This window comes from Desulfobaculum bizertense DSM 18034, assembly GCF_900167065.1.
In the GTDB taxonomy this organism is placed as follows: Bacteria; Desulfobacterota; Desulfovibrionia; order Desulfovibrionales; family Desulfovibrionaceae; genus Desulfobaculum; species Desulfobaculum bizertense.
The window spans coordinates 85,493-97,045 of the sequence record NZ_FUYA01000011.1 but is presented as its reverse complement, the minus strand read 5'-3'; the positions used below and the strand labels follow the sequence as shown (position 1 = coordinate 97,045).

The window sequence follows — 11,553 nt, the reverse complement described above, 5'->3', positions numbered from 1 at the left end:
GGTTTCACGGTGTCACATTTTGTGAACAAGTTTTTGCTCGTGAGCGTGGACGTGGTTCGCGGGCTGACCCGGCCAGCACTGACGGTGTTTATGCTGTGGATGGTCTGGAATACACGCTGCCAAGTTGAGGACGTGATTGCCCGTGCAGGGCTGGAGCGCCTTGATATTTCGCTGGCGATGGACCTTGAAAAGCGCATCGTGTGCACGATTCTTTACCTCGCGGGCCTGAGCGTTGCGTGGTGGTTCGGGGATCGCGGGCGAAAGGTGGGCAAATGATGAATGATCTGAATTTCCTCGGCAAGGACCTTGATTTCTTCCTTTTCGGGCTGGACACGGTGCAGGCGGAAGTCGTGCTTCCTGATTGCAGTTCGTGGACGTTCCCGGCGTATTTTGACCAGCCAAACGAGGTTTTCGGACTCGTGGGCAAAATGCACGGCAATTCGAGCAGCTCGGATTTTGATCTCCAGATGGAGGACTGTCGGCTGACCTGCAAAAGTGTTGACGCCGTGGGCATTCCGCGCGGTGCGAGCATCGTGATTGGCGAGATGGCTTTTACCGTGGAGCGCGTTTTGCCAGACGGCACGGGCATTAGTTCCATTTTGCTCTCTGACGGCAGTGTGAGCGTGTACGAATGAAGCTTTTTCTCGACGGGCCAGAGCGCGAATGTGAGCGGCTGGCGCTGGAATTTGCGGCAACAGAAAAACAGATTCAGGCCGCAAGCCGCCGGGCCGTGTCCAAACTTGGGCGCTGGATGAAGTCGGCAATCCTGCGGGAGAGTTCCCGTGATACGGGCATGCCGCGAAAAGCCTTGAAGGGCCGACTCAAAATGTCAGTGGACAGGGTGGCCGCATCCACACGCGTCTGGGTTGGGCGGAATGCGATCCCGCTTTCGGCGCTGAACCCGCGCCAGACTCGAAGCGGCGTCACGGCCGGACCTGTGCAGCGTCGGCACGCGTTTATGCTGCCGGGGCGTCGTGGTCCTGTCTTTAAGCGAGAAGGCCGGTCACGTCTGCCGATTTCCGTGCAGTACGAGGATATTTCCAAGGACATTGAACGCGTGCTGCAAACAGAGATTTACGCCGAAGCAGAGCGGAAATTTCTGCATTTCTTTCGGCAGGAGTTGCGCTGGGAAAAAGTGAAGGAAGGGCGCTCATGATTGAAGATTTGCACGCCGCGCTTGTGGCGGAGCTGAAAGCGACACCTGGCATGCAGGACGTGTGCGATTACGGGCACGCGACAAAGCTCAAAACCCCCGCCGCAATTGTAAATCTGGCGGAAATGCGGGCCGATTATTCCGGGCTGGATGCCACGGGGCGGCTTCCCCTTGTCTGTCGCTGGGAGATTTTTCTGGTGCTTGGCAACACGGCCATAAATCAGGCTCTGAAGCTTCGCACTTTGGCCGCGCATGTAGCGCACATGATCGACGGGAAAAGCCTTGTGTGTGGCGCGCCAGAAGCGGCTTTTGTGTCTGCGGAACCGAATGAATTTGAGCCAAGCTTTGAGCACGCCAAGAGCTGGCGCGTGGAGTTTGAGCAGATGTTGTACCTTGGCGAATACATGTGGAGCGACGAGGGAGCACCGCCAGAAAAGGTTTTTGCATCGTACGCGCCGCTTATTGGGGCCGCGCACGAGGACAAATATTTCGAGGTGAAAGATGAGCTTCCAGATCTCGGAGCTTGAGCGCAGGCTTGCCGGTCTCATTCGTTTTGGGACGGTTGAGGCGGCGGATTACGCCCGCGCTCGCGTGAGGGTGCGCATGGGCGAAGCGGTGACGGACTGGCTCCCGTGGCTCACGCTCCGGGCTGGGAATGATCGCTCGTGGTGGGCCTTGGAGCCGGGCGAGCAGGTCCTTGTTTTGTCAGTGTCTGGGGATACTTCGCAGGGCGTTGTACTTGGAAGCATCTTCCAGCAGGCGCACCCCGCACCGGCATCCTCAAAAGACCTTGACCGGCGGGAATATTTCGACGGTGCCGTAATTGAATACGACCGCGCAGCGCATCGCCTGCGTGCAAATATTCCGGGAGACGCTGAGCTTGTCGCTTCTGGCGATATTTCGGCCAATGCCGGGAAGAACATCACGGGCATAGCAGGAATAAAGGTGGAACTCACAGCCCCAAGCATCACGCTGAACGGGGGGATTTTTTTGAACGGCCCGCTCACACAGGGCGGCGGTTCTGGTGGCGGCAACGCGGAATTTCGCGGCAGTCTGCGCACAACCGGGGAAATTCACTCCGAGGATGACGTGACTTCACGCGTTTCGCTGAACGGCCACACGCATCCTTGCCCGCATGGCGGCACCACCGGGGCACCTTCATGATGGGCGTGAACGCAGAAAACGGGAAAAGCCTTTCTGGGCGGGCGCATTTGCGCCAGTCCATCCGCGATATTCTGACCACGCCGCTCGGCTCGCGAGTCCTGCGCAGGGACTACGGCTCACGCCTTCCGCGCCTTGTGGACGCGCCGCTCAATCATGAAACGCAGATAGAATTTTATGCAGCAACGGCCGAGGCTCTCGCCAAATGGGAGCCTCGCTTTCGGCTGGAGAAAGTGCAGGTGGACCGCTCCGGTTCCGGGCGCATCGTGCTTGAACTTACAGGCGTGTACCTGCCAGACGGCAAGCCCATTCACATGGACGGAATACTCGTATGAGCGGATTTTCAGACATTGATCTCTCGCAGCTTCCAGCGCCTGCGGTTCTGGAGGAACTGAGCGCCGAGCAAATACAAAGCGAAATTTTGGCCGAGTACCAAGCGAAAAAACCAAAACATACGGCACTCGTGGAGTCTGACCCGCTTTTCAAGCTTATTGAGGTGTTCACATACCGTGAACTTTTGCTGCGCCAGCGCGTGAACGATGCGGCTCGGCAGGTGCTTCTGGCCTATGCGACTGGCTCTGATCTGGACCAGCTCGCGGCCTTGGTTCCTATGCAGCGAAAAATCGAAGACCCCGGCAACCCAGATGCATATCCGCCGATACCAGTGCTTTTAGAGGATGATGCGAATTTTCGTCGGCGCGTACAGCTTGCTCCGGAGGGCTTTAGCACGGCCGGACCTGATGGCGCGTATATCTTCCATGCGATCGCCGTGAGTGGCGTTCGGGACGCCTCTGTAAGCAGTCCAAAACCCGGCGAGGTGCTCGTGCATATTCTCGCCAGTGACGGGGACGGAACGCCAAGCTCGGAGCTGGTGAAAACCGTGAACTCCGCGCTCAATGCTCGCGAGACTCGACCCCTCACAGATCAGGTCATTGTGAAGCCTGCGGAGTTGATTTCCTATTCTGTGAACGCCGTCCTGCATGTTCGTCCCGGGCCGAGTGCCGAAGAGGTCGAAAGCGCAGCACGTGAAGCCCTGAAAAGCGCCGTGGCACGGGCGCATGTGCTGGGTGCAGGTATGCCGCTCTCGAAGATTTACGCAGCCTTGCAGGTGGAAGGCGTGGCGCGTGTGGAACTCACTAGCCCGGCGGCGGATGTTGCCTGCACTGCGAGTCAGGCTGCGCTGTGTACTGCTCAAAATGTGAGCGTGCAGCGTGGCTAGTTTGCATTTGCTTCCACCCAACGCAACGCCCGCAGAACGGGCCTTTTCTGAGGGAACAACCCGCATTGACCGAATCCCGGTGCCCATTGCCCGGCTCTATAATCCGGATGATTGTCCGGTGGAATTTTTGCCGTGGCTTGCATGGGCGCTTTCCGTGGATGCGTGGGAAAGCTCGTGGAGCGAGGCGCAAAAGCGGGCCGCCGTGAGAAATGCGATCTGGATTCACAAGCATAAGGGCACGCGCGGCGCGGTTGATCGCGCTGTCCGGGCGCTTGGCTATCGGGTGAGAATTCGCGAATGGTGGCAGGAACGGCCGAAAACAGAGCGCTTTACCTTCACCATTGATATTGAGGTGGATGATAGGGGCGTTTCGCCGGATTTGTACGCCATGCTTACGCGCGTGGTGCTCAAGGCGAAAAATACGCGCTCGCACCTCACGGGCTTTCAGGTGACGGAAAGCGTGCAGGGCGGGTGCTCTGTTGGCGGTGCCTTCCAGAGTGGCGAAGAACTCACCGTGCTTCCGTGGATGACCCACGAGGTTCTGCAAAGCACGAATCTCTCCGCAGCCTGCGCCATAACTGAATATTTAAGCATTACTGTCCAACCGCGATGAGGAATGAATGCCCCAGAATTACTTTGTTATTTTGACTGACATTGGCCGCGCCAAGCTTGCCAATGCTTTGAGCCTTGGGCGGCAAATCTCGCTTACCCATATGGTCGTGGGTGACGGGAACGGCTCAGCCGTAACGCCCGATGCTTCGCGAACATCCCTTGTTCATGAGGTCTATCGAGCGCAGCTTAACGCGCTTCGGCAGGATGAGGAGAATCCAGCCTACCTTGTGGCTGAGCTGGTAATCCCGCCGGATACTGGCGGCTGGACCCTGCGGGAAGCGGGTTTTCTGGATGCTGACGGTGATCTTTTTGGCATCGGCAACCTTCCTGAAACATACAAACCCCAGCTTGCCGAAGGCTCGGCCGCAGAGCTTCGGATTCGTCTGACGCTCGAAGTGGGAGAGCGCGCCCCTGTGCAGCTCAAAATTGACCCTACGGTGGTACTTGCGAGCCGAAAGTTCGTTGAACTGGAGGTCGGAACCCTTCGCGAGGTGATGACGAATCACATTCAGGACAAAAGCGATCCGCACGACACGCTGCCCGATGGCGGCAGCCGGGGCGATTTGCTCATTCAGGGGCGCGATGGCTTGGAATGGCAGGAGGCCGGGGCGCGGCACCTTTCGACAACGGTGAAGGCGACTCCGGGTGAATATCATTACGTGAAGCCCGCTCATTTGAAATTTATTGAGGTGGAAGTCTTGGGCGGAGGCGGCGCAGGCGGAGGAGCCAAAGGCGGCAGTTTTGCGTCCTGCGGTTCTGGCGGAGGCGCTGGGGGCTGGGCCAAAGCTGTGATTATGGCCTCGCGGCTTGGTGCTGATGAAACGTACACGGTGGGTGCTGGAGGCGTGGGGCAGGCAGCCGTTCGCGCCAGCAACCCCGGTGGCACAAGCTCTTTCGGCTCTTTCGTGAGCGCAACCGGAGGCCGTGGCGGATTTGGGATGGATACGAATTTTGAAGGAAGCGACATGCACCCGGACGGCGGGCGCGGTGGTCACGGCGTTGGCGGCGATGTGAATGCGACCGGCAGCGCAGGCGGCGGAACGGCCGTCATGGGCGCTCTGCACAACGCGTCCGGGATTGGTGCCCCCAGTTTTTACGCTGGCGGTGGGCTTTCTTTGTCGAATGGAAATAGCACAAAGGACGGCGAACCCGGCACCCTTGGCGGTGGCGGAGGTGGCGCAAACGTGGACAATTCAGTCATTGACGGCACCGGCGGAAACGGTGGCGATGGCCTTGTTATTATTCGGGAGTTTGTTTGATGCACGCCCTGATCTGGGAAAATGAAGTCATACAGATTGAAGAAAATGCTTTCCCTGTGGCGCTTCCGCTTCGCTGGGCGAGCTGTGACGGCTCGTGCCGCGTGGGTGATCGCGTAGGCGAGAGCGGCCAGATTGTCCCTCAGCGTTTTGAGCCGGGCGTTGATGACTTGGCCGGGGATGTTCGCCGCGAGCGTGACGCGCGGCTCCGGGCCTGCGATCCTCAGGCGCTTCCTGACTATCCACATGAAAGTGATGGTTTGGAACAGGCGTGGCTTGCGTATCGCCAAGCTCTGCGAGATTTGCCGTCGCTTCCTGGCTTCCCGTGGGGCGGCGTGTCTGACCCTGTGATACCGTGGCCCGAAAAACCAGAAACACCCGCAGCAAGCGAGGAATAAACGATATGCCCGAACAGTTTTTGCACGGCGTGGAGGTCGTGGAGCTGGACTCTGGACCCCGTCCAATTCAGACCGTGAAAAGCTCTGTTATTGGACTGGTTGGAACCGCTCCAGACGCTGATGTCAGCGCTTTTCCCGTGAATACGCCAGTGCTCATTGCAGGCAACAGAACCGAAGCCGCGAAGCTCGACACGACCGGCAACGGCGAAGGTACGCTTCCGGCGGCCATTGATGGAATTTTTGACCAGACCGGCGCGGCCGTGGTCGTGATTCGCGTTGATGAGGGCGATACTGACGCGGTCACGCAGACCAATATGGTTGGCGGAACAGACGCGACCACAGGCCAATATACGGGCGTTCACGCGTTGCTTGGCGCAAAGTCTGCCCTTGGCCTTAGCCCTCGCATTTTGATTGCTCCGGGGCACACGCACCAGCGCGCCTCGGACCCGGATAGCGGCGACGGCGGAAAGCTGAAAAACCCCGTTGTGGCGGAGCTGGAAGGCATTGCGGACAAGCTCCGGGCCGTGGTGATTGTGGACGGCCCGAATACCACCGACGCCGAGGCGCAGGCGGCTATTTCTGACTTTGGCACCGCCTGCATTTACATGGTCGACCCGTGGGTGAAAGTCTTTCGTGGCGGGGCTTACGCGGACGAAGCTCCGTCCTCGCGCGTTGCAGGACTTATTGCCCGCATCGACAACGACAAGGGCTTTTGGTGGTCTCCGTCGAATCAGCAGATTTACGGCATTGCCGGGACTTCTCGTGGAGTGGATTTTGCTCTTGGCAGCAGCAATTGTCGCGCGAATCTCCTGAATGAAAAGAATATCGCCACGATTATCAATGAAGAGGGCTATCGGCTGTGGGGCAATCGCACGGCTTGCTCTGATAAAAAATGGGCGTTCCTGTCTGTGCGCCGCACGGCGGACATGATCAACGAAAGCATTCTCCGGGCGCATCTTTGGGCCGTGGATCGGAACATTTCCAAGAACTATATGGAGGCCGTGGTCGAGAGCGTGAACGCCTACCTTCGGCACCTCACGGCGATCGGAGCTGTGCTAGGCGGTTCGTGCTGGGCTGATCCGGAGCTGAATACCAAGGACCAGATCGCCAAGGGCAACGTGTTTTTCGACTTTGATTTTACGCCACCGGCTCCGGCCGAGCACGTGACGTTCCGTTCACATTTGGTGAACGATTACCTTGAGGAGGTCCTGAAATAATGGCGGCCAGCAAGCTTTTAAAGAATTTTGCGCTCTTCGTTGACGGGCGCGGATACGCCGGAGAGTGCGAGGAACTCCAGCCCCCGGCGCTTTCGCTCACAACCGAGGATTTCCGCGCGGGCGGCATGGATACGTCAATCCCGATTGACATGGGCATGGAGAAGCTGGAGGCGTCTTTTGTGATGCCGATGCAGGACGCGGATTTGCTCGCGGCCTTTGGCGTCATTGAAAATAACGGGATTCAGATGACGGCTCGCGGTGAGCTGAAAAGTCTGGATGGCTCAAGCGAAGCCGTGACCCTGCAAATGCGCGGCACGGTGATCAAGATTGAGTCAAGCGCGTGGAAGTCCGGTGAACTGGCGAAAAACACGTACACGCTGGGGCTGAATTATTATAAGCGCGAGCAGGGCGGAAAGGTCCTGCATGAGGTCGATGTCCTGAATATGAAACGAATTGTAAACGGTGTGGACCAGCTTGAAAAAGCCCGTGCCGCAATGGGAATTTAAAAATGAGCGTTGAAATTACTCTGAGCGAGGCCGTCACGGTAAAGGGCGTTGTTTACGAGGCGTTAACCATGCGCGAGCCGCGTGTCCGGGACTCGCTCAATGCGGACAAATTCAAAGGCTCTGACGGTGAAAAAGAGGTGCGCATGTTCGCCTCGCTTTGCGAGGTGCCGCCGGAAGTTTTTTATGACATGACGCTCCCTGATTTTAAGAAGGTGCAGGACGCGTTTTCCGGTTTTTTTTCCTAGGCGCAGACGCTGCCCGTGAGCTGGTGATGCAACTTGCTTCGCTCACGGGCTGGACCCTTTCCGAATTCCTCGCGCTTGAGTGCTCCGAGCTTGTGGTGTGGGCAAAAGCAGTTCCTCGATGAAGAAAAATCTCTCCTCAGTCGTCAAGTTTAACGCTGTCGTGGGCAGCTCGTTTCGGGCTGCCTCGGCGACCGTTCGCGGCGATCTGTCGCACGTGAGCGAGGCCTACCGGACTATCAAAGGGCAGCAGGAAAAGCTGCACCGGTTCGCGGGTTTTGACATGAAGGGCCTTTCGCAGGCCCGCCGGGACATGAAAAACGCCGCAAAGGACCTTTCGCGGCTGGAGGCTGAACTTGCGGCCACGGCCAAGCCTTCCAAGAAACTGACGCGGGAATTTGAGCGCGCTCAGCGGAAGGCGAAGCGCACTTCAAAAGCCTACCATTCGCAGAAAAACGAGCTTTCCATGTTAAGCCGCCAGCTCAGGCGCGCGGGTGTGAACACGCGTGATCTTGAGGGCGAATTTGACCGCATGGGGCAGGAGGTCGCCAAGGCAGAGCGCAAGCTCAAAGCCATGAAAGGCGTGCTGGACGCGGATATTGGCGGAAGCTTTCGCAACGTAGCCGGTCAGGTTGGACGCCTTGGCGCTGCCGTTGGCGCGGGTGTCGGCGTCGTAGGCACCGCCGTGACCATGACGAACAAGCTTACCTCGGAACAAAGCGCGCTGGCGCAGGCTCTGGGCGTTTCAGCCAATGGCTTGGCCGCGTGGGGCGGCTTGGCGAAAGAAGCCGGGTTTGATGCGGATACGGTGGGCGATCTTTTTGAAGAGCTGAACAATAAGCTCGGCGAGTCGGCCGGGCTTGGTGAAATTACGCCTGTGACCGAGTCTTTGCAGATTCTTGGACTCAGCTTTGAAGAGCTTCAGGGACTCAAGCCAGAACAGCAATTTGAGCGCGTGGCAGAAGCCATTCAAAAGCTCGATGATCACGCGCAGGCCGTATCAGCCGCCGATATTCTGATGGGCGGTGAGGCGAACAAGTTCTTTGGCTACCTGCGAAGCCGAAAGCAGGGCGTGGGCGAACTGCTTGACCAGCAAAAGCAGCTGAATGTTCTGTCTGATGAAGGGCGCGAGGGTGCGAAGAAATATAACGTGGCTTTCGGGCGCTTCTCTACGGTTGTTTCGTCGACCACGCAGGAAGTTTTCGGGCTTATTGGCGGGGCGCTGGCTCCAATCGTGGAAAAATGGGGACCAAAACTCGCGGACTGGGTGCGGGAAAATCGCGGCGAATTCGTGAAGCTGGGGCAGAGCATCGAGCGCGCTGTGCCGGTGATTTTGTCCTTTGGCCGGTGCTTGTTCAAGGTCATAAGTTTTGTTGGGAGCGCCATGAACGGGCTGGCGTCGATCTTTGGTGGCTTTGAGAACTTAGCCATTGCTGTGGGCGTGGCGCTTACGGCAAAAACCGCCGTAGGCCTGTTCTCATTTGGGCAGTCGCTTTTTGCCGCTGGGCAGGCAATTGCGCCCTTGGCGTCGGCAGCGATTCCTGGACTCATTGCCGGAATTAAGGCCGTGGGCTTTGCTATGATGAGCACGCCTCTCGGCTGGATTATTGGCGGCGTAGCGGCGCTCTGTGCTGGCGTCTGGCGGCTTGTTTCCGTCTGGGACAGGCTGAAAAAAGCGTTCTCCACGGGCGGCGTCTGGGGCGCTGTGAAAACCTTTTTTGGCTTTGGCGATGATGAGGAGGAGCCGAAAAAGGCGGTTCCGGGCGCGGCCATGCAAAGCGCTCCAAAGCCGATGGGACAAGGTTTTTCAGTAGCTCCCGTGACGCGGGCAAGCTCGCCTTCTGCACAGGCTGCAACGGCAGCTTTGCCCATGCAGACCGCGTCGAAAAGCCAGAGCGTGCAGGTAGATGTGGGCGGGATTACGGTTCACGCTGCGCCGGGGCAGGACCCGGAAGCCATTGCCGACAAGGTGCTGGAGAAATTTCAAGCCCTGCAAAGGGATGCCCAGAATCGGGCGCTCTACGATTACGCATGATTATGATGAAAATAGGCGACTACGCCTTTTCGGTGAATAGTGCCGCGTACCAGAGCTTTGAGCGCAGTACAGCCTACGCGTGGGCCGCGCAGGAGCGAATGGGACGCGAGGCTGCATTACAATTTGTAGGTGTGGGCGAGGACGCTGTGACGCTCACGGGCGTGGTTTTCTCAGGAGGCCCGGCACAGGCCGAGAAAATGCGGCAGGAAGCCGCGCAGGGCAAACCATTACTTTTTGTAGATGGTACTGGGAAAATCCACGGGCTATGGGTGATTTTGTCCGTGGGCGAGACTGGCAGCGTGTTCTTTGCGGACGGCGTGGCGCGCAAAACGGAGTTCACCTTGAAGCTGAGGTATTACGGGGAGACGTGATGCAATATCGAACAAAGGCGGGCGATATGCTCGATGCGGTGTGTTTTGATTTTTATGGCCGCACTGCGGGAGTTGTGGAGAAGGTTCTTGAAGCCAACCCACGGCTTTCGGAGTGCGGCCCTGTTTTTGAGGCTGGCGTTTTGATTGAGCTGCCAGAGCTTCCGGACCCGGAACCAAGCGAAGGGGTGAGCCTGTGGGATTAGAAAAGTACGCGCCCGCGTTTCGCATTGTGGCGGACGGGGATGACATTACGGCCGTGATTCGAGAGCGGCTGATTTCGCTGAGCTTGACCGACGAGGCTGGGATGCAGGCGGACAGCTTGACCGTGGAGCTGGATGACTCCGCGCCGCAGATCCGGTTGCCGAGAACCGGGGCAGAGTTGCGCGTGTGGCTGGGCTATGGCGAGCAGGTGGAGTTTATGGGCCTCTATGTCGTGGACGGCGTGACGCTCTCCGGGCCGCCAGAAAAGATGGTGCTCAAGGCGTCAGGAGCGCCATTTGAACAGAGTCGGGCATACAGTCAGCTTCAAGACCAGAAAACGCGTTCATGGGTTCCGGGCGAGCTGCGGGAACTGGTGGAGACCGTGGCCGCAAAGCACGGGCTTGAGCCTGCAATCGGAAAGGACCTGAAAAGCCTTGCGCTGCCGCACTTGGATCAGATTGCGGAAAGCGACATGAACCTGCTTACGCGCGTGGCGGACAGCGTGGGAGCGGTGGCAAAGGCCAATGGCGGGAGCCTTGTGTTTGTAAAGCGAGGCGAGGGGAAAACAGCCTCAGGCCGGGCGCTGCCAGAGATTAAAGTCACGCCGCAGGACGTCACAAGCTGGCGCGTGAACATCACGGAACGGGTGAACTTCCGCAAAGTGAGCGCAGGCTGGCGGGATGTGGAGACGGCGCGGGACGTGCTAGAAAGCGTAGGAGAGGGCAGCCCGGAGTTTCGAATCCGGCATAGCTTCCCGAATAAAGAAGCCGCGCGAAAGGCTGCCGAGGCAAAACTCGACGCCTTCCAACGCGGCAAAAGGACTTTGTCTGTCACGCTGCCCGGTGATCCGAAGCTCCGTGCAGAGGCGAAGCTGAATCTCATGGGCTTCCGTCCCGGAGTGAGCGGAACGTGGAGTCTCTCTAAGGTCACGCATAGCCTCACAAGGCAGGGCTATGCGGTGACGGGAGAGGGGGGGACTTAATTCTTTTGATTTTGGTTAAGAATCCTTTTTTTGTTTTTCAGATTCAATATTAAGCTCAATATCCGTTTGTATATGGTTATTTGGCATCAGAGAACAGAAGTGGTCCAACGAAGTGAACCCACCTCTCTTTAGAAGGTGGTAAAGAGGCATTTCAAGAGAGAGAATTAAAATACAGTCTGACTTCAATCTAGTAAAAACCT

At 58.0% G+C, this 11,553-nt stretch carries 17 protein-coding genes; all 17 read left to right on the top strand.

The genetic code is table 11. The features are described from left to right. Window positions 1-276 (top strand): hypothetical protein (locus B5D23_RS13810; protein ID WP_234985102.1); only part of this gene is annotated, 276 nt, incomplete at its 5' end. Then, window positions 273-635 (top strand): head-tail joining protein, encoded by a 363-nt coding sequence (locus tag B5D23_RS13805; RefSeq protein WP_078684646.1) that lies wholly within the window; start codon window positions 273-275, stop codon window positions 633-635. The genes B5D23_RS13810 and B5D23_RS13805, both read left to right, overlap by 4 nt. After that, the gene (locus B5D23_RS13800) at window positions 632-1,156 is read left to right on the top strand and encodes a hypothetical protein (RefSeq protein ID WP_078686035.1); all 525 of its coding nucleotides are present in this window, start codon (window positions 632-634) and stop codon (window positions 1,154-1,156) included. The genes B5D23_RS13805 and B5D23_RS13800 overlap by 4 nt, the downstream gene beginning before the upstream one ends. Continuing rightward, on the top strand, window positions 1,153-1,680 hold the full coding sequence (locus tag B5D23_RS13795; RefSeq protein WP_078686034.1) for a hypothetical protein: 528 nt from the start codon (window positions 1,153-1,155) through the stop codon (window positions 1,678-1,680). The genes B5D23_RS13800 and B5D23_RS13795 overlap by 4 nt, the downstream gene beginning before the upstream one ends. Then, a complete protein-coding gene (locus B5D23_RS13790) occupies window positions 1,655-2,317 on the top strand; it encodes a phage baseplate assembly protein V (RefSeq protein ID WP_078686033.1) in 663 nt (220 codons plus the stop codon). Before B5D23_RS13795 ends, B5D23_RS13790 begins: the two co-directional genes overlap by 26 nt. After that, a complete protein-coding gene (locus tag B5D23_RS13785; protein ID WP_078686032.1) occupies window positions 2,314-2,649 on the top strand; it encodes a GPW/gp25 family protein in 336 nt (111 codons plus the stop codon). Before B5D23_RS13790 ends, B5D23_RS13785 begins: the two co-directional genes overlap by 4 nt. Then, window positions 2,646-3,533 carry a baseplate assembly protein gene (locus B5D23_RS13780; protein ID WP_078686031.1) on the top strand — a complete coding sequence of 296 codons (888 nt, stop codon included), beginning with the start codon at window positions 2,646-2,648 and terminating at the stop codon, window positions 3,531-3,533. The genes B5D23_RS13785 and B5D23_RS13780 overlap by 4 nt, the downstream gene beginning before the upstream one ends. Then, on the top strand, window positions 3,526-4,146 hold the full coding sequence (locus tag B5D23_RS13775; protein ID WP_078686030.1) for a phage tail protein I: 621 nt from the start codon (window positions 3,526-3,528) through the stop codon (window positions 4,144-4,146). The genes B5D23_RS13780 and B5D23_RS13775 overlap by 8 nt, the downstream gene beginning before the upstream one ends. Window positions 4,147-4,153: 7 nt before the next feature. Next, complete coding sequence (locus B5D23_RS13770; RefSeq protein WP_078686029.1) at window positions 4,154-5,404, top strand: phage tail protein; 1,251 nt, start codon at window positions 4,154-4,156, stop codon at window positions 5,402-5,404. Continuing rightward, window positions 5,404-5,799: a tail fiber assembly protein gene (locus B5D23_RS13765; protein WP_078686028.1), complete on the top strand. Its 396-nt coding sequence runs from the start codon at window positions 5,404-5,406 to the stop codon at window positions 5,797-5,799. Before B5D23_RS13770 ends, B5D23_RS13765 begins: the two co-directional genes overlap by 1 nt. A 5-nt stretch (window positions 5,800-5,804) precedes the next feature. After that, entirely contained in the window at window positions 5,805-7,016 is a 1,212-nt protein-coding gene (locus B5D23_RS13760; RefSeq protein ID WP_078686027.1) for a phage tail sheath C-terminal domain-containing protein, read from the top strand. Beyond that, a complete protein-coding gene (locus B5D23_RS13755) occupies window positions 7,016-7,522 on the top strand; it encodes a phage major tail tube protein (protein ID WP_078684656.1) in 507 nt (168 codons plus the stop codon). Before B5D23_RS13760 ends, B5D23_RS13755 begins: the two co-directional genes overlap by 1 nt. A 2-nt stretch (window positions 7,523-7,524) precedes the next feature. After that, a complete protein-coding gene (locus tag B5D23_RS13750) occupies window positions 7,525-7,767 on the top strand; it encodes a phage tail assembly protein (RefSeq protein ID WP_078686026.1) in 243 nt (80 codons plus the stop codon). 118 nt (window positions 7,768-7,885) lie between these two features. Beyond that, on the top strand, window positions 7,886-9,799 hold the full coding sequence (locus B5D23_RS13745) for a phage tail tape measure protein (RefSeq protein WP_078686025.1): 1,914 nt from the start codon (window positions 7,886-7,888) through the stop codon (window positions 9,797-9,799). Further along, complete coding sequence (locus tag B5D23_RS13740) at window positions 9,796-10,170, top strand: phage tail protein (protein WP_200803675.1); 375 nt, start codon at window positions 9,796-9,798, stop codon at window positions 10,168-10,170. Before B5D23_RS13745 ends, B5D23_RS13740 begins: the two co-directional genes overlap by 4 nt. Next, window positions 10,170-10,373: a tail protein X gene (locus B5D23_RS13735; protein WP_078684659.1), complete on the top strand. Its 204-nt coding sequence runs from the start codon at window positions 10,170-10,172 to the stop codon at window positions 10,371-10,373. Before B5D23_RS13740 ends, B5D23_RS13735 begins: the two co-directional genes overlap by 1 nt. Continuing rightward, window positions 10,364-11,353 (top strand): contractile injection system protein, VgrG/Pvc8 family, encoded by a 990-nt coding sequence (locus B5D23_RS13730; protein ID WP_078686024.1) that lies wholly within the window; start codon window positions 10,364-10,366, stop codon window positions 11,351-11,353. Before B5D23_RS13735 ends, B5D23_RS13730 begins: the two co-directional genes overlap by 10 nt. Window positions 11,354-11,553 lie beyond the last annotated feature (200 nt).

Excerpts from the sequence above, each read along its gene's own strand:
- B5D23_RS13745 (WP_078686025.1), top strand. The coding sequence starts at position 7,886 with ATGAAGAAAAATCTCTCCTCAGTCGTCAAGTTTAACGCTGTCGTGGGC.
- B5D23_RS13785 (WP_078686032.1), top strand. The coding sequence starts at position 2,314 with ATGATGGGCGTGAACGCAGAAAACGGGAAAAGCCTTTCTGGGCGGGCG.
- B5D23_RS13770 (WP_078686029.1), top strand. The coding sequence starts at position 4,154 with ATGCCCCAGAATTACTTTGTTATTTTGACTGACATTGGCCGCGCCAAG.
- B5D23_RS13750 (WP_078686026.1), top strand. The coding sequence starts at position 7,525 with ATGAGCGTTGAAATTACTCTGAGCGAGGCCGTCACGGTAAAGGGCGTT.
- B5D23_RS13735 (WP_078684659.1), top strand. The coding sequence starts at position 10,170 with ATGCAATATCGAACAAAGGCGGGCGATATGCTCGATGCGGTGTGTTTT.
- B5D23_RS13780 (WP_078686031.1), top strand. The coding sequence starts at position 2,646 with ATGAGCGGATTTTCAGACATTGATCTCTCGCAGCTTCCAGCGCCTGCG.
- B5D23_RS13760 (WP_078686027.1), top strand. The coding sequence starts at position 5,805 with ATGCCCGAACAGTTTTTGCACGGCGTGGAGGTCGTGGAGCTGGACTCT.
- B5D23_RS13740 (WP_200803675.1), top strand. The coding sequence starts at position 9,796 with ATGATTATGATGAAAATAGGCGACTACGCCTTTTCGGTGAATAGTGCC.
- B5D23_RS13765 (WP_078686028.1), top strand. The coding sequence starts at position 5,404 with ATGCACGCCCTGATCTGGGAAAATGAAGTCATACAGATTGAAGAAAAT.
- B5D23_RS13790 (WP_078686033.1), top strand. The coding sequence starts at position 1,655 with ATGAGCTTCCAGATCTCGGAGCTTGAGCGCAGGCTTGCCGGTCTCATT.
- B5D23_RS13755 (WP_078684656.1), top strand. The coding sequence starts at position 7,016 with ATGGCGGCCAGCAAGCTTTTAAAGAATTTTGCGCTCTTCGTTGACGGG.
- B5D23_RS13805 (WP_078684646.1), top strand. The coding sequence starts at position 273 with ATGATGAATGATCTGAATTTCCTCGGCAAGGACCTTGATTTCTTCCTT.
- B5D23_RS13795 (WP_078686034.1), top strand. The coding sequence starts at position 1,153 with ATGATTGAAGATTTGCACGCCGCGCTTGTGGCGGAGCTGAAAGCGACA.
- B5D23_RS13800 (WP_078686035.1), top strand. The coding sequence starts at position 632 with ATGAAGCTTTTTCTCGACGGGCCAGAGCGCGAATGTGAGCGGCTGGCG.